At 23.2% G+C, this 20,457-nt stretch carries 18 protein-coding genes; 13 read left to right on the top strand and 5 right to left on the bottom strand.

Features of this window, described 5'->3' with window-relative positions:
• Positions 1 to 51: 51 nt before the first annotated feature.
• The 5 genes from cas3 (at position 52) to J2Z53_RS01815 (ending at position 6,501) form a co-directional block, all read left to right on the top strand.
• Positions 52 to 2,697, top strand: a complete 2,646-nt coding sequence (cas3, locus tag J2Z53_RS01835; protein ID WP_209795519.1) for a CRISPR-associated helicase Cas3' — start codon at positions 52 to 54, stop codon at positions 2,695 to 2,697.
• A 24-nt stretch (positions 2,698 to 2,721) separates the two neighbouring features.
• Entirely contained in the window at positions 2,722 to 3,213 is a 492-nt protein-coding gene (gene cas4, locus J2Z53_RS01830) for a CRISPR-associated protein Cas4 (RefSeq protein ID WP_209795518.1), read from the top strand.
• 69 nt (positions 3,214 to 3,282) lie between these two features.
• The gene (cas1b, locus tag J2Z53_RS01825) at positions 3,283 to 4,281 is read left to right on the top strand and encodes a type I-B CRISPR-associated endonuclease Cas1b (protein ID WP_209795517.1); all 999 of its coding nucleotides are present in this window, start codon (positions 3,283 to 3,285) and stop codon (positions 4,279 to 4,281) included.
• On the top strand, positions 4,281 to 4,574 hold the full coding sequence (cas2, locus tag J2Z53_RS01820; RefSeq protein ID WP_209795516.1) for a CRISPR-associated endonuclease Cas2: 294 nt from the start codon (positions 4,281 to 4,283) through the stop codon (positions 4,572 to 4,574). Before cas1b ends, cas2 begins: the two co-directional genes overlap by 1 nt.
• Before the next feature lie 589 nt (positions 4,575 to 5,163).
• Positions 5,164 to 6,501 (top strand): MFS transporter, encoded by a 1,338-nt coding sequence (locus J2Z53_RS01815; RefSeq protein ID WP_209795515.1) that lies wholly within the window; start codon positions 5,164 to 5,166, stop codon positions 6,499 to 6,501.
• A gap of 67 nt (positions 6,502 to 6,568) precedes the next feature.
• Here the strand turns inward: J2Z53_RS01815 and J2Z53_RS01810 are convergent, their stop codons facing one another.
• Positions 6,569 to 7,900, bottom strand: a complete 1,332-nt coding sequence (locus J2Z53_RS01810; RefSeq protein ID WP_209795514.1) for an MATE family efflux transporter — start codon at positions 7,898 to 7,900, stop codon at positions 6,569 to 6,571.
• Positions 7,901 to 8,032: 132 nt separating this feature from the next.
• Here J2Z53_RS01810 and J2Z53_RS01805 point away from each other — a divergent pair, with 132 nt between their 5' ends.
• From J2Z53_RS01805 to J2Z53_RS01785, 5 genes are all read left to right on the top strand, one after another.
• Positions 8,033 to 8,842 (top strand): MerR family transcriptional regulator, encoded by an 810-nt coding sequence (locus J2Z53_RS01805; protein WP_209795513.1) that lies wholly within the window; start codon positions 8,033 to 8,035, stop codon positions 8,840 to 8,842.
• Positions 8,843 to 8,980: 138 nt separating this feature from the next.
• The gene (locus J2Z53_RS01800) at positions 8,981 to 10,144 is read left to right on the top strand and encodes a class I SAM-dependent methyltransferase (RefSeq protein WP_209795512.1); all 1,164 of its coding nucleotides are present in this window, start codon (positions 8,981 to 8,983) and stop codon (positions 10,142 to 10,144) included.
• 146 nt (positions 10,145 to 10,290) lie between these two features.
• On the top strand, positions 10,291 to 10,863 hold the full coding sequence (locus tag J2Z53_RS01795; protein WP_209795511.1) for a hypothetical protein: 573 nt from the start codon (positions 10,291 to 10,293) through the stop codon (positions 10,861 to 10,863).
• Between the two features lie 159 nt (positions 10,864 to 11,022).
• Positions 11,023 to 11,553 carry a DUF5662 family protein gene (locus J2Z53_RS01790; RefSeq protein WP_209795510.1) on the top strand — a complete coding sequence of 177 codons (531 nt, stop codon included), beginning with the start codon at positions 11,023 to 11,025 and terminating at the stop codon, positions 11,551 to 11,553.
• Positions 11,554 to 11,635: 82 nt separating this feature from the next.
• Entirely contained in the window at positions 11,636 to 13,804 is a 2,169-nt protein-coding gene (locus J2Z53_RS01785) for a HelD family protein (protein WP_209795509.1), read from the top strand.
• An 87-nt stretch (positions 13,805 to 13,891) separates the two neighbouring features.
• Here the strand turns inward: J2Z53_RS01785 and J2Z53_RS01780 are convergent, their stop codons facing one another.
• Positions 13,892 to 15,007, bottom strand: a complete 1,116-nt coding sequence (locus J2Z53_RS01780) for an amidase domain-containing protein (protein ID WP_209795508.1) — start codon at positions 15,005 to 15,007, stop codon at positions 13,892 to 13,894.
• 30 nt (positions 15,008 to 15,037) lie between these two features.
• Complete coding sequence (locus J2Z53_RS01775; protein ID WP_209795507.1) at positions 15,038 to 15,940, bottom strand: M15 family metallopeptidase; 903 nt, start codon at positions 15,938 to 15,940, stop codon at positions 15,038 to 15,040.
• A gap of 187 nt (positions 15,941 to 16,127) precedes the next feature.
• Here J2Z53_RS01775 and J2Z53_RS01770 point away from each other — a divergent pair, with 187 nt between their 5' ends.
• Positions 16,128 to 16,472, top strand: a complete 345-nt coding sequence (locus tag J2Z53_RS01770; protein ID WP_209795506.1) for a hypothetical protein — start codon at positions 16,128 to 16,130, stop codon at positions 16,470 to 16,472.
• An 84-nt stretch (positions 16,473 to 16,556) separates the two neighbouring features.
• On the opposite strand, the gene J2Z53_RS01765 is transcribed toward J2Z53_RS01770, so the two are convergent.
• A complete protein-coding gene (locus J2Z53_RS01765) occupies positions 16,557 to 18,008 on the bottom strand; it encodes a cation:proton antiporter (RefSeq protein WP_209795505.1) in 1,452 nt (483 codons plus the stop codon).
• A gap of 215 nt (positions 18,009 to 18,223) precedes the next feature.
• On the opposite strand from J2Z53_RS01765, the gene J2Z53_RS01760 reads away from it, so the two are divergent.
• On the top strand, positions 18,224 to 19,282 hold the full coding sequence (locus J2Z53_RS01760; protein WP_209795504.1) for an endonuclease/exonuclease/phosphatase family protein: 1,059 nt from the start codon (positions 18,224 to 18,226) through the stop codon (positions 19,280 to 19,282).
• A 153-nt stretch (positions 19,283 to 19,435) separates the two neighbouring features.
• Positions 19,436 to 19,891 (top strand): peroxiredoxin, encoded by a 456-nt coding sequence (locus J2Z53_RS01755; protein ID WP_209795503.1) that lies wholly within the window; start codon positions 19,436 to 19,438, stop codon positions 19,889 to 19,891.
• A gap of 64 nt (positions 19,892 to 19,955) precedes the next feature.
• Here the strand turns inward: J2Z53_RS01755 and J2Z53_RS01750 are convergent, their stop codons facing one another.
• Positions 19,956 to 20,378: a zinc ribbon domain-containing protein gene (locus J2Z53_RS01750; protein WP_209795502.1), complete on the bottom strand. Its 423-nt coding sequence runs from the start codon at positions 20,376 to 20,378 to the stop codon at positions 19,956 to 19,958.
• Between the last annotated feature and the right edge of the window lie 79 nt (positions 20,379 to 20,457).

Below are 20,457 nucleotides of genomic sequence, written 5' to 3'. Positions count from 1 at the left end.
GGGTGACTATCCCTCCTTTAATTTTAAGTAAATATAAAAAAGGAGAAGGATATGTATATAGATTTAATTGATAAATTTAATATAGAAGATTTAATAAAAGAAGATTACAAAATTTTGGCACATATAAATGAAGAAAAAAATGATGAAACTTTAAGTTGTCATATTAATTTATGTAAAAAATATTTTAAAAAGATACTTGTAGATAAAGATTTAAATAATATTTTTTCTAATTTTGAAAATATATTTTTAAAAGAATGTAGTAATGATGAAAAAGATTTTTTCAAAGAAATGCTAATTTCAATAATAACAATGCATGATATAGGCAAAATAAATCCTATATTTCAAAAGAAAAAAATGAATAATAAATTGGATGTTGAAATTTCAAAAAATATTGATGATTCAAAGCATTCTATTTATTCTTCAATAATTTATATAGACTATTATTTTAAAAGAGCCTTAGAACTTAAAAAAGCAGGCTTAATTACGAAAGAAAATTATTATAAGTTTTTAGCATTAATACTTTTAAATTCTTATATTATATCAAGACATCATTCAGGATTAGATTCTATGAAAGAGTTTATTAATAAACTTTTAGAGAATTTTAATAAAGATAAAATTGATAGAACTAAGTCTATAATAAATCCAGTTTATTTTGAAATTTTAAATCTAAGTGAAGGGAAAATAGATAAATTATATAAAAGATATAATGAATTTAAAAATACTTTAAGTGAAGATGATAGTAAATTTATAGCTGAAATAACTATATATACTTATGTAAGATTTATGCTTTCAATACTTATAGCCTGTGATTATTATGGAACAAGTGAATATATGAGTGGAACTAAAATAAAGAATATAGGGAAAATAGATAATATAAATACCTTTTATGATGATTTTAAAAATGGTGAAATATACAAATCAATAAGAAAATATGAAAAAGAAGAATATTCAAAAGATAAAGATTTATCAAATGTAAGTAACATAAATATTCTTAGAACAGAAATGTTTTTAGATGCAGAAAAAGAATTAGAAAAAAATTTAGATAAAAATATTTTTTACTTAGAAGCACCAACAGGAAGTGGTAAAAGTAATGTAGCAAATAATTTAGCTTTTAAACTTCTTGAAAAAGATAAAAAGTTAAACAAAATATATTATGTATATCCTTTTAATACATTAGTTGAACAAAATATAAGTATTTTAGAAGAAATTTATAAAAATAATGAGGAAGTGCTTAATAATATATCAGTTATAAACTCATTATTTCCTATTAAAATTCAAAACAATAAAAAGGTAAAAGAGAATGAAGAACAATCCTTTGAAAGTTTTGAAAAAGCTCTTTTAAATAGAGAATTCTTAAATTATCCAATGATTTTAACAACCCATGTATCTTTATTTTCTTATATGTTTGGAAGTAGAAAAGAAGATATATTCCCATTTCATCAAGTTGCAAATAGTGTAATTATTCTAGACGAAATTCAAAGTTATAAAAATAAAATTTGGAGAGAAATTATAGAGTTTTTAAATGGATTTTCTAAAATATTAAATATAAAAATAATAATAATGTCTGCAACTCTTCCAAATTTAAATGATCTTATTATGGGAGAGAGTATATCCCATTCATTAATAAATAATAGAGGAAAATATTTTAATAACAAGCTATTTAAAGATAGAGTAAAAATTAACTATGACTTAATAAGAGATAAGGAAGATGTTAATGAAGAAAATGTATTTAATGATTTAGTAGAAAAAATAAAAGAGTATAAATGCAAAAGAATATTAGTTGAATTTATTAAAAAATCTAGTGCTTATAAATTTTTTGATAGACTTAAAGAAGAAAAAGAATTTGGTGAAATTAATAGTGAAGTTAGGCTTTTAACAGGCGATGATAATTCTGTTGAAAGAGAAAAAATAATAAATGAAATAAAGGGAAATAAAAAAAAGAAAGTAGATGGATTAAAAGATGTTATATTAGTGGCAACTCAAGTCATTGAAGCTGGAGTGGACATTGATATGGATATAGGATTTAAAGATTATTCTATATTTGATAGTGAAGAGCAATTTTTAGGAAGAATAAATAGATCTTGCCTAAAAGAAGATTCAATTGTATATTTCTTTAATTTAGATGCAGCAACTGCTATTTATAAAGAAGATGTTAGAAATAATGATGATGTAACACTTAAAAATAAGGAAATAAGAGAAATATTAGTAACTAAGGATTTTCCTAAATATTTTAAAAAAATAAATGTAAAGTTACTTAATAATACATCAAGGTATAATGAATTAAATACAGAAAGTTTTTTTAAAGAAGAGGTAGGAAATTTAAATTTTAAAAAAATTGAAGAGAAAATGAAACTAATAGATGATGATAAAAATGATATTCAAATATTTTTAAATTATAAATTAGAAAAAGAAAATAATAGTGGAAATAAAGAAGAGATAGTAGGTAAGGCTGTTTGGTATGAATATAGAGATTTACTTATGAATAATTCAATAGGTTTTGCAGAGAAAAAGGTTAAGCTATCAGAAGTTAAAGCAAAAATGAATTATTTTATATATAGAATAAGAACAAAGGATTCATTTAATTACAATGATAGAATTGGGGAACTTCTTTATATAGAAGATGGAAATGAATATTTTGATGAAGATGGAAAGCTTAATAAAGAAAAATTTGAAAGTAAAATAGGAGAATTTATTTAATATTAAAGTAAAGGGTGAAAAAATATGAAGGTTAATGGTACATTAATAAATTATTATTTTCATTGTAAAAGGCAGTGTTATCTTCATGGAAATAGGATTAACTTAGAAGATAACAGTGAGATAGTTAATATTGGAAGAACATTACATGAAGAGAGACAAAATAATAAAAATACAGAAATTGAAATAGACAATGTTAAGATAGATAAACTTACAAAAGAATACTTAACAGAAGTGAAAAAATCTGATGCTGATGTAGAAGCTGCAAAGTGGCAATTACTATTTTATCTTAAAGTACTTAAGGAGAAAGGTATTATTAGAAAAGGAAAACTTGAATTTATAGAAAAAAATAAAATAAAGAAAAAAACGGTAATAATAGAATTAAATGAGGAAGAAGAAAATAAACTTGATGAATATGTAAAAGAAATTGAGAATTTACTAAATAAAGATGAAATTCCTAAAGTTATAAATGAACTAAAATGTAAAAAGTGTGCTTATTATGAATATTGTTATATATAATAATAGTTTTTAAAAATAGTTATGTGGAGAATGGTATTTAGGAATTAAGATATTTAAGGGAGTGACAATATGGCAAGTACAAAATATATAACTTCAATGGGAGAGCTTACAAGAAAAGATAATTCTTTATGTTTTAGAAAAAATGGAAGAAATGTTTATATTCCAGTTGAGGGAACTAAAGAAATTTACTGCTTAAATGAAATTAGTATAAATACAAAACTTTTAGATTTTATATCAAGGAATAATATAATAATACATTTCTTTAATTATTATGAGGGTTATAGTGGAACCTTTTATCCTAAAAATAAATACAATAGTGGAAAACTTATTGTAAAACAAGTAAAATCTTTTGAAAATAATAGGATCACAATAGCTAAAAAAATAGTAAATGGAATTGGAGAAAATATTTATGAAGTTTTATACCATTACTATAAACATAATAAAAAAGAAGTAAAGGGAACCTTGGACTTTATAAAACTTGAGTTTTATAAAAGAGTTACAGAAGCAAATGATATAAATACTTTAATGTCTATAGAAGGAGAGGTTTGGCAAAGATTTTATTCAGAGTTTAAAGTTATACTTCCAGAAGATTTTGTTATGAATAAAAGATGTAAAAGGCCACCAGATAATCCTATAAATGCATTAATATCCTTTGGTAATTCATTGTTATATACAAAGACCATATCATCAATATATAGAACTCATTTAGATCAAAGAATAAGTTTTTTGCATGAACCATCTGAAGGAAGATTTTCATTAAGCTTAGATATAAGTGAGGTATTTAAGCCAGTTATTGTTTATAGAACTATTTTTGATTTAGTAAATAGGAAGATGCTTAAGGTGGATAAGCATTTTGATAGAAAGGTTAATTATTGTTTACTTAATGAGGAAGGAAGAAATATATTTATAAAAGCTTTTGAAGAAAGATTAGAATCAGTATTTGCTCATCCAAAATTAAAAAGAAAAATTAGTTATAAAACAGCTATAAAATTAGATTGTTATAAACTTATTAAATTTATAATGGAGGACAAAGAATTCAAGCCTTTTAGTCTTAAGGAGGGGTATTAATGGCTAATAAGAAAATTAATTATAATTATGCCTTTGTTTTTTATGATGTAAATGAGAAACGAGTAAATAAAGTTTTTAAGGTTTGTAAAAAATATCTTTCTCATTTTCAAAAATCTGTTTTTAGAGGAGAAATAACTCCATCAAAATTAATAGCTTTGAGAAAGGATTTAAATAAGGTTATAGATAAAAATGAAGATTTTATTTGCATAGTTAAATTGTTAAACGGAAACGTATTCGGGGAAGAAGTACTTGGAATAGAGGAAGTTGTTAATGGTGAAAGTTTAATAATCTAGGTTATTTAATTTAAAGGCTTTTACGTCTATTCTTATTTTGTAGAATGTTTAATTTACTATGGATTAACATTAACAAGAGTTGTATTTAAATAATATTAAAGAATTAAAAATAATCTAAAAATTACTCATTAGTATTTTGTATTATATTTAAATAAAAATTAATAAGATAAAATAAAAAAGTTAACAAAGTTTACATATATAATATTTACAATAAAAACCTATAGTAGTACATTATAAATGTACAAAATATTTAGAAAATTCAATTATTAAAAATGATTAAATAAGTATTATTAATTTAAAATTAGAAACCATTAGTTATAGGTCATCGAATATAAAAAAGTATACAAAGTAAATTAAAATTTATTAATATTATTAAATATTGGTATATTTTATTATATAAATTTAAATTATATAAATTAAGAAAGGAGGAAAAACTTATATAATATATATTTTTTTATTATTTGCAATAAGTAAATTTTTTTTGCCATGTTTGTAATTGTTTTCATAAGTTTAAACATAAATTAAAAAAATATATATTTAATTAAAGTATTAGTAATTAATTTAACAAAGGATGATTGGAGGCAGTATAATGGATTTTGAAAAAAGAGCTAAGCGTAATAGTTGGATGTTTATCATTGCATACATATTTATGGGTGTTTTAGGTGGAGTAGCTATGGATACAATGGTTACCTTCCTTGATGCATCAACAGCAACTAAAGGAATAGCAGCCAGTATGTCAATTATAATGGGAGTTGGATTTTATGGAGGCGCACTTATATTATTAATAATTCCTAAAATAGGATATAAAAAGACTCTTATTATTTCACCAATAGCTTTTATACTAGGAATGTTACTTATAACTAAATTTAAATCAGTTCCTGTAGTTGCTATATCAGCTTCAATTGTTATGATTGGAGTTTGTATGTTTGATGCTATTTTATCACCATTTTTAACATGTTTTACTACAGAGGAAAATAGAGAAAAAGTTTTTTCAACTACATTATGGACTAATACAGCAGGTATGATTGTTGGAACATGGTCAGGTGGAAAATTAATAGCTTATAGATTTGCCCAAAGATTAGGAATTAGCTACGATCAAGCAAGAGCATTAACAGAAAAAATTAAAAGTTTTGATTCAGTTCAATTACAAGCATATATAGCAGCACATAGAGATGCTTTACTTATGTATATAATAGTAGCTATTTTATGTTTAATACCAATTTTATTTATAAAAGAAATACCAACAGATTATAGAAGTGCTAAAACTAAAAAGAAGAAAGAAAAACTTAATTGGAGTGCTTTCTTAAATAAATATATAGTTCTATTTGTAGTTTTCGCATTTTTAATAAGATTAGGAGCATCATTAATAACTCCATACTTCTCAGTATTCTTAAGTAGAATGGGAATTGATAGAGCAACAACTTCATCACTTATTTCTTATCAATATTTTGCTATGGTTATATTTATGATAATATCACCTTGGATTGTTAAGAGGATAGGAAGAGTTACATCTTTAGGTGGACTAGCTTTATTATCTATACCTTTTATGTTGATAATTGCAAATGGTGCAGCTTTTGGAGCTCATATGGTATTAGCTGTTGGTCTTGGATTATTCTTTAGATCAGGATTTATGAATGCTGCATTACCAGTACAACAATCACTTCCAATGGAATTTGTAACAAAAGATGCAAGACCAGCTTATAATTCAGTAATATATATAGTTCAAGGTTTTGCACAAGTTATAGCAGGAATTATAGGAGAAACATTTATATTTGGGTTACCAAATGGATATGGAAAAGCTTATTATGTTACAGCAGTTATATATACAATAGCTTCAGTAATGTTATTAGTTGTATATACTAAAAAATATAACAGAGTTCCTAAAAAACAAGAAAGTCAAGTAGCTGTAGAAGCAGATGCAGAATAATTTTATAAAATAATAATACAAAAAATAATCCCCATTAAGTTAGTTACTTTATGGGGATTTATTTAAATTAATCTTTCATATAAGATGAAACTCGTCCATTTTTACTATAAAAATATATTGTAATAAATATTGTAATAAGTTCAGCAACTGGAATGGCAAGCCAAATACCATCTACTCCTATAAATTTTGGAAGAATCATTATGGTGGCTGCTACAAAAATAAGTGAACGAGAAATTGAAATAATAGCAGAAATTTTTCCGTTACCAATAGCTGTAAAATATCCAGATACAAATATATTTATTCCTATTATTAAAAATGCAAAGGAGAATAATTTAATTCCATAGGTTGCAATATTATAGACAGCTATGTCAGTTGTAAATATTCCAATTATATATTTTCCTAAAAACATAGATATTAAGAATATTAATATTGAACTCCAAGCTATAGTTACAAAACTATGCTTTAAGCTCTCTAGTATTTTTTCTTTATTTTTCGCACCATAATTAAAACTAATAATAGGAGATATTCCAACAGATACTCCAAAATAAATTGCTATAAAGAAATAATATATATATATTATTATAGACATTGCAGAAATACCATTTTCACCATGGAATGCTAAAATACTTATATTAAAAAGATAGGTACTTATTCCAGTAGATAATTCTGTAAACATTTCTGAACTTCCGTTATAACAAGAATTCCATAACAATTTTCCATAAAATTTTGTTTTGCAAAAATTTAAAAGTGAACTTTTACTAAGAAAGTAAAAGAGTCCAATTAGTGCTGAAATTGTTATAGAGAAAAAAGTTCCTAGAGCAGCACCGAGGATTCCCATTTTAAATATAACTATAAATAAAAAGTCTAAAATTATATTTAAAATTAATCCTAATGTGGACATTATAAGTGAAAGTTTAGGAGCTCCGTCTACACGAGCATAATATTCAAAATATAATTTAAACATCATTGGAATAGTCATTAAAACAGTAATAAATCCATAGGACATAGTATAAGGAAGTAACTTTTCAGTTGCTCCTAAAAATATAAGAATAGGTTTTAAAAATACTAATCCAAGTATTGTAAGTATTATAGCAATAACGCCTAAAGTGATAGTAATAAAGGAGAAAAGTTTATCTGCTTTTTTTTTATTTCCTTCTCCAAGTTTCATTCCAACTAATGCACCAGAACCTGTAGCTAACATTACAGCTATTCCAAAAACTATACAAGTTAAAGGAATTACTATGTTTATAGCTGCTAATGCATCTGAATTAACATATCTTGAAACAAAAAATCCATCTATTGTAGTATAAAAAGATAAAAATACCATTGTAACAATAGAAGGAGATACATATCTTAAAAATTCTATGTAATTTTGTTTCTCTGTAAATTCTTTTTTCATTTTATCGACCTCATCCCTTTTATTGACAATATCTATTTTAAAGGATATAGTAACTATATTGTCAATAATAAATTTGAAATTAAATTTTATATTAAAAATAATTTTAATGTTAAATTTAGGGTAGGTGATTAAATGGATATTAAATTTACAGTTGGCGAATTTGCAAAGCTGCATAATATGAAAAAACAAACTTTAATTTTTTATGATAAAATTGATTTATTTAAACCAGAAATTATAAATAAAAATAATGGATATAGATACTATACTCCTAAGCAATTAGAAATTTTAGATAGTATTCTTATTTTAAAGGAAATAGGCGTTCCTTTAAAAGAAATAAAACAGTTTTTAGAAGATCGAGATGATGAAAAAGCATTAAAACTTATGAAACAACAAAAGGAAGAATTAGATAAGCAAGTTGAAAAACTTAGTATTATAAGTGAAAGATTAGGAAAAAAAATTAAAACTTTTGAACAATTAAAATTTTTAGGTAAGAGAGTTTCTTTTAAGGAAGTTGATGAGGATTATTTAGCAATAAAGAGAGTTAATAAACCTTATGATCTAATAAAAACAGATATTGCATTAAAAAATTTATTAAAAAATGTAACAGATAAAAATTATCCATATAATTATCAATTAGGAGTAATGATTCCAATTGATAATATTAAAAATAAATTATATACATCAGCAGAATTTGTTTTTACTCCAGTAGATAGAAGGTTAAAAAAAGATGATATAATAATAAAACCTAAGGGAATGTATGCAATATCCTATCATAAAGGAAGTTATGATAGAGTTGGAGAAACTTATGAAGAAATACTAAAAGAAATAAAAAAGAGTAATTTAACTCCTTATGGACATTCTTATGAATATTGTATTTTAGATAGTTTAACTTGTCGTACACCTAAAGAATATATAACTAGAATTGAAATACCAATTAAGTAATTTTTAATATTATAAAAACTTTAGTAATAAAGATTTTTTTGGTAATATGAATATATGTTTAATCTTATATAAATGATATAGTTAATATAGTGTTATGTAAAATTTAATTTAAATAAATGATAAGGTGAGTATAAAAATATGGAAGATTTAAATAAAGCAATTAATGAAATTGTTAGTGAAGATATTTTAAAGTTAGTTATTAGTAATAAAGTAAATAAAAATGTTAAGTATAATAAAATAACATTTACTTTAAAGGTAAATAATAAAAAAGAATATTATCAAATAGAAAAGTATACTGATAAGCAAGTTTTTCATGAAAATATAAATAAAGAGATTTTAGAAGAAAAAGTTTTAGAATATTTATTAGAAAATTATAAGCAACTTTCAGCTTGGTCAAAAGACTATAATTTCGATTTGAAAATATCTAAAAAAGGAAAAATATTTTTAAAGAAGAAAAAAAGTGATAATAAAAATATTATTAAGAAAAGTCATAATAAAGAGAAAAATTATATACTTAAAGAAGGTATGATTATAGAGCCACTTATAGATTTAGGAGTTTTTACAAAGGAAGGTAAGGTTGTCAATTCAAAATATGATAAATACAAACAAATAAATAGATTCGTAGAAATTATTGATGATGAAATTAAAAAGAATGACTATAAAGAACTTACTATTTTAGATTTTGGTTGTGGAAAATCTTATTTAACTTTTGTACTTTATTATTATTTTGTAGAGATTAAAAAAATTAATGTTAAAATGATAGGCTTAGATCTTAAAGAAGATGTTATTAAGAAATGTAATGATATTGCCCAAAGATATAATTATGATAATTTACATTTTGAACTTGGAGATATTAATGGATTTAAATATAACAATAAAGTTGATATGGTAATTACATTACATGCTTGTGATACAGCTACTGATTATGCTTTATATAATGCAATAAAGTGGAACACTAAAATGATTTTTTCAGTTCCTTGCTGTCAACACGAATTAAATCATCAAATGAAGGCAGAATCTTTAAAAATACTTACAAGGTATGGAATAATACAAGAGAGGGTTGCAGCTCTTATGACAGATTCAGTTAGAGCAAATCTTTTAGAATGTGTTGGATATAAAACTCAACTTTTAGAATTTATAGATATAGCTCATTCACCTAAAAATATATTAATTAGGGCATCAAAAGGAAAGGTTTCTAATGAAAAAAGAGAAAAATCTTTAAATGAAGTAAAAGATTTAATGAAGGAATTTAATTTTAAACCAACATTATATAATTTATTAAAGGAAGATAATTTAATTTAAATTTAGTGTATTTAAAATTAATATTATAATAAATTATGTGAATAATTAATTAGAAAAGTAAAGTATATTATTATTTTTAATATTGTAGAATGATGACATTGATTATGATATAATAATTATTATTAGTTAGAAAAGAGGTAGAAGTTATGAGTGATAAAGTAACTTTAGTATATGAAAATGGAGAATATACAGTATCTATAAATGATAAAATAGTAAATGTAAATAAATATATGGATAATGCAATTGAAAGCTTTACTCAAGTAATAACTGATAATGCAGTTGTTAAGGGAATAGCTTGGGATAATATATTAAAAGATTTAGAAGATGTTAAAGATAATAAATTAGAAATAAATAATGATTATAATACATTAACTTTTGGAAATATAAAGTATTTTTATAGAACAGATAAGGTTTTTGATACTAGAAATGGAGAAATGTATCAGTTACTTGGAGGATATCATTTATTTTCATTTATTGTTAAGATGACTTGTGCAGGTTTTATAAAAAATTATGAAGAAGTTTTGGATTTTCTAAAAGAAGTATTAGAAAGAAAAGTAGTTTATAGGACTTCGGAAACAAGCATTATAGTAACAAGTCCTGCATTTAATTATGGATCAGCAGAATATAATTTTATAAGTGGAAAAATTAATAGAGGTGCAACTATAGAAAAGATGAGTTTTGACCTTTATAAAAAATATGTTTTAAATACAATAAAATAATTAAATTATAGTTATATTTGTAACTATTAAAAAATTATTTCTATAATTTTTATGTTCTATCACTTAGGTGGTAGAACATTTTTTATGCATTAATTAATTAAAAATGATAATATAGATTGTAGAATAATTTTAAAGGAAGCTTTTAGGGGGAATAAATAAATGAATGCAATTAATCATTTTAAAACAATTACTAATCATAAACTTCTTGTAATGAAATATTGTTTTAAAGTAGGTTTATATAAACAAGGTTTACTTCATGATTTATCAAAATATACTAAAGAAGAATTTAAGGCTGGAATAAAGTATTATAGAGGAACTAAAAGTCCAAATGGTGTTCAAAAAGAAATTGAAGGACTATCAACTGCATGGTTACACCATAAGGGAAGAAATAAACATCATTTTGAATATTGGATTGATTATGGAATGAATCCTGAGGATGGATTAAAGGGAATGAAAATGCCAGTTAATTATATTGTTGAAATGTTTATAGATAGAATGTCGGCATCAAAAAATTATCAAAAGGAAAAGTATACTGATAAAAGTCCATTAGAATATTATAATGCTAGAAAGGATTATTATATTTTACATGAAGAAACAAGAACTCTTTTGGAAAAATTACTTAATATGTTAGCTGTTGATGGAGAAGATAAAACTTTAATTTACATAAAAAATGAAATTTTAAATAAATAGAAATATATAACAATGTATAACTTGACATATTTTTTTATACAATTTAAAATTTAATGACATTTATATAAGGAGAAATTTAAATATGCTAATAGGTAGACAACATTTAGATGAAGAAAATTACTTAAAATTAACACAGAAAACAATAAAGGAATTATTAAGCAAATATATTGATTTAAGAGATATACAAGATAAGGAAATAGTAAAACATAGAAAATTTCTTTGGGACAATAGAAGTGAATTAGATGAAATAGAAATAAATGAAAATTGTAGTCAAGTTGCATTACAGGAAAAAATGCATTCAAGAAAGGTAAATAGAATTAGAACTCTTGAAAGACAACTTAACTCACCATATTTTGCAAGATTAGATTTTAGAGAAAATGGGGAAGAATTAGAAAGTTTTTATATAGGTTTATCTACTGTTGAAGATGAAGAAAATTTTGAATTTCTAGTTTTTGATTGGCGTTCACCAGTTGCAACAATGTTTTATGACTTTGAAATAGGAGATGCTTTTTATGAAGCACCAAATAGAAAGGTAACTGGAACAATTGAATTTAATAGACAGTTTAATATAAAAAATGGTGAAATAGTTTTTATGCATAACTCAAATGAGTCTTTATGTGATGAAGCTTTAGGGCAAATGCTTGGAGGAAATGCTACAGATAAAATGAAAAATATAGTAGCAACTATTCAAAAGGAGCAAAATGATATTATTAGAAATGATGATAGTAAAGTATTGTTTATTCAAGGGGCAGCAGGCTCTGGAAAAACATCAATAGCATTACATAGAGCAGCTTATATTCTGTATAAACATAGAAAAGATCTTAAGGCTGACAATATTTTAATATTTAGTCCAAATGAAGTTTTTGCAGAATATATTTCAGATGTATTACCTGAACTTGGAGAAACTAATATACTTCAAACTACTTTTGAGTTATATTCAAAGCCATTTTTACCAGCTAATTATTTATATGAAAATAAAAATTATCATTTAGATTATATTTATTCAAAACATAATAATGAACAGGAGTTTAAATTAAGAACTAAGGGTATGGAATATAAAAATACTATTGAATTTATGGAAGTATTAAATAAATTTACTATAGATATTCCAAATCTTTTAACTAAAGCTAAGGCAATCACAATTGATGATAAGGAAATATTAAGTAAAAGAGCTGTTGAAAATACTTTCTTGAAGAGATTTAACAATATACCATTTTTAAATAGAATAAAGGTAATTAAAGAAAGTTTATTTTCTCAGGTAGAAACTAAATATTTATCAAATAATGATGATTTTGAATATGTGGAAGATAAAAAACAGTTTTATGATTACTGTAAAGAGCAAGTTGATATACAAGTAGATGAAATGATTAAAACTTTAAATAATGTAGAAATTTATAAAATGTTATGGGAAAATATAAAAAAATATACAAATAAATATTTAGAAGATATAAAAGAGCTTACATTAAATCATTTAAATTATGGTGAAGTTAACTATGAAGATATAACTCCTATAATTTATATAAGAGCTTCTATGGAGGGCTTTAGAAATTATAATAGAGTTAAGCATATTCTTATTGATGAAGCTCAAGATTATAGTCCATTATTTTATGAAATAATAAAGAAATCTTTTAAGGATGCTTCAATTACAATTATGGGAGATCTTAACCAAAGAATTGATAAACACTCAAATGTTAAAGATAAGGATAGTATAATAAATATTTTCCAAAATGTAAGGAAGGCTGTATTAACTAAGAGTTATCGTTCAACATTTAATATAACTAACTTTACTAAAGAGATACTAGATACTCATGAACCTATTGAAGCTGTTGAAAGAAAGGGAAACAACCCGGAAATTCATATATTAAATAATGATTTAGAAGAAAAAATAGCTAAAATTATTTCTAGTATGGAGGAAAAAGAATACAAATCAATAGCTGTAATTTGTAAGAACAAAAGTATTTCTGAAATGGTTTATGAAAAGTTAAAAGGATTAATTTCTAATATAAATTTAATTGATAATGATAAGGCAGAATTTAAAGTTGGAGTTAATGTTATACCTTCTTATTTAGCGAAGGGTTTAGAATTTGATGGAGTAATTATAGCTGATGGAGAAAATTACTTAGGAGAAAATGATAAGAATTTATTCTATACAGTTTGTACAAGAGCATTACATGAACTTTATATATTATCAAATAGGGATATAAGTGAAATATTACCTAAGGATAGTAGCTTATATAATATGGTAAAATAATTTATTAGAAAATAGAAAGAGGCAAAATAATAATCTTGTAAGTTTATTATTTTGCCTTTTTGTATAAAATAATTTTTTATATATTAATTAATAATTTACTCTAACTAACCAAAATTTTATATCTTTATTGCTCCATCCTAAATCCCAAGGAACATTATTTCTATCTGTATTATGGCAAGTTACTAAAGGATATCCTTTTGAATCAGCACCAGTAACAACAGAAATATGAGTTATATCTCCTTTTTTTTCGTAGGCTATAAAATCTCCAGGGAGAAGTTTAAAGGATGATTTATACACTTTTTCATAACTTCCTTTAGAAAGAACATAAGCTCTACCACTATAAATCATATAATTATTAAATTTATCAGCATTTATCCAAGGACCTGTTGCACTTCCTTTATCATAATTCCATATAATATTTTTTTTAAAGTTTCCACCTTCATGAAGTATTTGTGATGCAAAATTTGCACAATCACCACCTTCACAATTAAAGTCCCTGTATTTTTTATTATATTTAAAATCATTTTTGTTATTGCTTGCAGAACCACAGTATTCCATTGCATATTCTACTGCTTTTTTTCTTCTTTCATTAATATTAGAAAAATCTCTAGTTTGTTGAGATTTAATATAATCTTTAATAGTATCTACCTTTATATTTTCAAGTTTTAAAGAATCAGCAAAAGGGTCAGTATACCATTCTTTTGTTATTATCCATTCATTATTATTTTTAGTTAGTTGAAGAGAATGATAAGTTCCTATAAATGAACTATTAACTTTTTTAGGTTCATCTTCATATATATATTTATATTCTGTATTACATAATATATAAAATGAAGATATTTTATTAGAAATCTTAGAACTTTTAAATATTATTTTCGGAGTAATATCTATAAATTTAACTCCTTGTTTCTTTGCCCAATTATTTATGTATTTTACTTTTCTTTCTTCGTATTCATAAGCCCATCTACCATATTTTGTATCAGTATTATATAAAGAACAAATAGAATCTAAATCTTGTGTTAATATAGACTTACTTTTTTTTATGAATATATTTTCTACAAAATTTTTTAAGTTGCTATGGTTTTGGTTATCATAAGAAAAAGCTTTTACTTTAAGAAAATTACTAATACAAAAAAATATTAATATAAATATAAAAAATTTTTTGTAAATTGAATAATTTTTTTTAAGTCTAGGTATTAGCATAATATGTTATCATCCCCTTTTTATAAAAATTTATTTTAGGCTACTTTCTATTATATTTATATACATCTTTGTATCTTCATTTAATGGAACACCTTCATACCACTTTTTATTACAATTCCAATTAGAAAAATATCTAGATTTTAATATTATTTCAGGTCTATATTCAAAATGTAATATATCAAAATGTTCCCATTTACCTCCCCAGATAAAATTATTTTTTTCAAAGATAGAAATTAGATCATCAGGATATTTAGAAAGTCTATCTTCCCCTTTATCCTTTGAAGTCCATTTCCAATAATCATTTGGGTTACTTTTTAAATCTATTGCTATTCCATAAGAGTGAGGACTTAATCTCCCAGTACCAGATATAACTCTGTAATTATAAGTTCCACTAGCTGGATAAAGTAAATTTTTTATATCAGGTCTATTTTTTGATATAGAAAGGAGTTCCTTTAAAGTATTTTCTAAATAGTTAATAGCATTATTTTTACTATTAAATAAATAATTTGTATAACAATATTTTAATGGCTTTAAGTTTTTTTCTATAGAATTTTTAGAGTTCCCATAAACTTCATTTAAAAGTTCATAGTGTCTAAATCTTCCAGGGTCAAAGTTTTTATCCATAATTTTATTTTTTTTATAAAGAGGGTAAGGTTGCTCTAATACATCCTGTATATCTGGATTTATTAATTTTTCATTATAGCTTTTTTGTTTTTTGTCATCATAAATAATTTTTTTGTTAGATTTAGTAACTAAATAAACTTTATTATCAATTTTTTCTATTTTTGATATTAAATTCGGGTAAGCTATCATTATAGTTAAAAGGTCTTGTTTCATTTCTGTAATATAATCATTATTTTCTATTGATTTTACTGGAATAGGTATATTAATTAACAAAAAACATACTATAAAAATGTTAAAAATTTTTTTCATATTATTCACTACCTTTTAAAAGATATATTAATAATAGTTTATCCTAGAAATTATTTTAATATGTAATTTTAAGGTTCATATAACAATTATATATTTCAGTAAATAAATGTAATTAATATAATAGCTTTTTTATATGTGATTAAAATGTTAAAATAAGTATATAGAATAAAAAAAGGAGATGGTATATATGAGTTTGCTTCTGATATATGAAGAATATAATAGTTTAAATAAAAGATATTTAGATTTTATAAATAATGTAATTGATCAAAATCTAGAAGAATATAGTGATTCTATATTGGAGGAACTTAGAGAATATAAGGTTAAATTTGAAGAAATACTTGACAAAACTACTTTAGAAAAAGAAACATCAGAGAATGAAGATAATTTAAATGATTTAAAGTATTTAACTCTAGATAGTTTATTTCTTGCAACAGATCTTTCTAACTTTTATTTCTGTAAAGAAAAAGAGAGATTTAAAATGAGATTAGTAAACTATATTAATAAAAAAAGAAGATCAGAACTTGGATTTTAAATACAAAATTAAAATTTATTATATTACATATTAAAAAAGCGGAATAATAAAACTTTTATAAGTTTTATATTCCGCTTTTTATTTTTAATTAGGTAATGATAAATCACAAACTGTTAGCATATTAATTGTGTTTTCAACATCTATTGGTATTCCAGCTAAAATTATTAAGTCATTTTCTTTAAGTATTGTATCAGCAGTTGGCATTATTTCTTCATCATCTCTAATTATTAGGAAAATTTTGCAACCTTTAGGGAAACGACATTCTTTTAATGATTTTCCAATATAAAATGTATTAGAAATTAAAAATTCTCTTATTATTATTTTTTCTTTTTCTTCTACTTGTTTAATAGTATTTTTATCTACAGTAATTAACTTTTCAAACAATATTGGAAAAAGAACACAAGATATTATAGCAGTTACTACAAATGCAGAGTAATCTGCTTCATTTATGTACTTTAAATTTAAAGCCATTTGAGCTCCTACAATTAATAAACTTAATTGTGTAGTTAATATCATTGATGAGGCTAAGGCATTTTTTGTTCCATATCTTTTCTTTAATAATAATGATGGTATTAGTTTTATTAAAAAGAACATAATTAAAAAAATTGGTATTTTAGCAATTGAGTTAGGATTTTTAACTATTGAAGTCAAATCTATATTTACTCCAATCATTATAAAAAATATTGGTATTAAAAATCCATAACCTATAACATCAAGTTGATGTGATATTTCTTCCTTTGCTCTTCCAACTACTAGTGAAAATATTATTCCAGCTAAGAATGAACCTAAAACTATTTCAGAACCAACCTTTTCTGTAATTGCAACTAATATTAAAACTAAAACAAAAGCTCCTCTAACACTTAAATGAAGATTTTTAAAAGCTAATGTAGAAAAATCTTCTTTTTTAAATATTATTTTAGATAAAAAATAAATAATTATAGCGGCAAAAAATATTATTAAAAATGTAAAACTTTTAAGTGAGAAACCATATTGCATAACAGATGAAATAAATGTAATGCCAATTAAACTTACTAGTTCGCATATAAGTCCAAATATTAATACAGTTTGACCTAAATCACTATTTAATATATTCTTTCCCTTTAATATTGGTACAAGTAATGCTGGAGTAGTAGCAGTAAAAAGCATAACAAAAAATAATCTTCCATTATTTATATTAATTGCTTTTAGTCCAAAAGATAAAATAAATGAAACCAAAAACGAAACCAAAAACATTTTTATACTAAGAAATATTTTTGAATTTAATATAGATTCTCCTTTTTTTAGTTTTAAATCTTCAAAGTTTATTTCAAGGCCACTTAAAAACATTAAATAAGCTAAGCCTAAATTTGAAAGAAAAATAATCCATATATCTGGTTTTATTATATTTAAGAAGCTTTTACCAATTATTATTCCTATAAATATTTCTCCAACTTGATAAGGTATTTTTAATTTTTTTAATTTTGCTACTAAAAATGGAGTAAAAAAAGCAACAACAGATAAAATTAGCAAAGAATCATAATTTAAACTCTCTTCCATTTAGTATTCCTCTTTTCTTAAGTTTTCAAATTACATTTTAAAACAAATTTATATAATTTATCAATAGAAAATAATAATAAAAATAAAATCATCCATTTTATGAAATATTTTTAATTACTAATTATATAAAAATAAAGTTTTATATAAAGAAAATTTTTATAGCTTCAAAGTAGTGAATTATGTATAATATAATAATCAAACTTAGGAGGAATCATATGAAATTAATTTTTAAAGCATTAGGCTCTATAATAGGAGCTATAATATTAATATTATTAGGTTATGTTGGATTTATGATAATAACAGATTATAAACCAGCAAAAGAAGAAATAGTTCAAATTGAAAATAATCAAAAGAAAAAAATTGAATTAAACAAAGAATACACAGTTACTTCATTTAATGTTGGATATGCTGGTATGGATAAAAATGTAGACTTTTTTATGGATGGGGGGAAGATGTCAAGGGCTATAAATAAAAATGCTGTTTTAGAAAACTTAAATGGTATAGAAAATATAATGAAAGATTTAAATTCAGATTTTTATTATATTCAAGAATTAGATAAGAAATCAACAAGAAGTTATGAAGTAAATGAATATGAAAGTATGAAAAATAAGTTTACTAATTATAGCACATCTTTTGCAAAGAACTTTGATGTTCCTTGGGTACCTCTTCCTTTTATTCATCCTCATGGACAAGTTTTAAGTGGAATAATGACAATGTCTAAGTATAATTTAAATTCAGGTATAAGATATGATTTACCAGGAAAAGAAGAATTTTTTAGACAATTGGGAGATCTTGATAGATGTATGTTAGTTAATAGGGTGAAACTTTCTAATAACAAAGAATTACTTTTAATAAATGTCCATCTTTCAGCTTACGATAAAGGAGGAAAAGTTAGAAAGGTTCAGCTTGGATTTATTGAAAATTTTGTTCAAAATGAATATAAAAAAGGAAACTATATAATACTTGGAGGAGACTGGAATCATGAACTTCCAGGAACTGATTCATCTAAATTTAAAACAACAGAAACACATCCTAATTGGCTAAAAAGAATACCAGATGATTTTGCTAAAAATGGATTTAAAATATATTCCGATAAAAATGTACCAAGTAATAGAACTGTTGAAAAACCATATACTGAAGGTGAAAATTTAAGATCAATAATAGATGGTTTTATGGTGTCTGACAATGTAGAAGTTAAAAAAATTCATGGAAGTGAATATAATTTTAGATATAGTGATCATAATCCAACAACTCTTACTTTTATTTTAAAATAGGAAAAGCTAAGGTATTATATATACTATTAAAAATATATTTACATATAAAAATAAGAGTAAATTCATAATATGAGATCCAGAGTTGAAAAATTTAAAATGTTATTATATAATAATTATTATTATTAATAAAATGAAAGCTTGGAAGGTGATATTATGGAAAATAAAAGTTTAGAAAAAGGTATGATAGCTCCAGATTTTAGTTTAATAGGATCAGATAATAAAGAACATAAATTAAGTGACTATAGGGGAAGAAGAGTAATACTATATTTTTATCCTAAAGATAATACTCCAGGATGTTCTTTAGAGGCTCAAGATTTTAAAAATCATTATCAAAAATTTTTAGATAATAATACAGTAATTTTAGGTGTAAGTAGAGATTCATTAAAATCTCATGATAAATTTATTACAAAATATGATTTACCATTTATTTTATTATCAGATGAAAATGAAGAAGTTTGTAAACTATATGATGTATTAAAAGAAAAGAACATGTTTGGTAAAAAAGTATTTGGAATAGAAAGAAGTACTTTTGTAATAGATAAAGATGGTAAAATAGAAGATATATATAGAAAAGTAAAAGTAAAAGGTCATGTAGAAAGCCTAATATAAATAAATTTATAAACTAGTATAGTAAAAAAATCGTACCTGAAAATTAGGTGCGATTTTTTTTTTTTTAAGTTTTTATACGAAATTCATGAGAACATCTTCTACAAGTTACAATTATACGTTTTTTACATCTAGGTAATCTTAATTTTTGTCCACAATTAGGACATTTAACTATTTTAAATTTAACTTTCTGATTTATATTATATTTTATTCTATTAAATAACATTGGTATGTTATCTAGACTTATTCTAGGTAAATTATAAGGTATTCTTTTTCCAAATTTACTTAAAGGCTTATTTATAATGTCAATAAATTTATTTAGTTCAGCTGTTCTTTTATAAATATTTTTAGAAAAAGCTCTATAAATAACTAATATTAATAAAACTGTACCTAAAATTTTAGTGTAATAATTAAATCCAAGAAGGCTAGTTAATAACAGCATAAAAATTGATAGTATATCAAAGCCATAAGCACCATAAAATATTTTCATATGTTCACCTCTCAAAAATATATAAAAATATTTTAACATAATATAATACAATTAGTAAGGTTAATGTTATAAATTAGAA

Source organism: Clostridium moniliforme, from assembly GCF_017873235.1.
Lineage (GTDB): Bacteria > Bacillota > Clostridia > Clostridiales > Clostridiaceae > Clostridium > Clostridium moniliforme.
The sequence above is the reverse complement of the archived record's forward strand: the minus strand, read 5'-3'. Positions and strand labels throughout refer to the sequence as shown.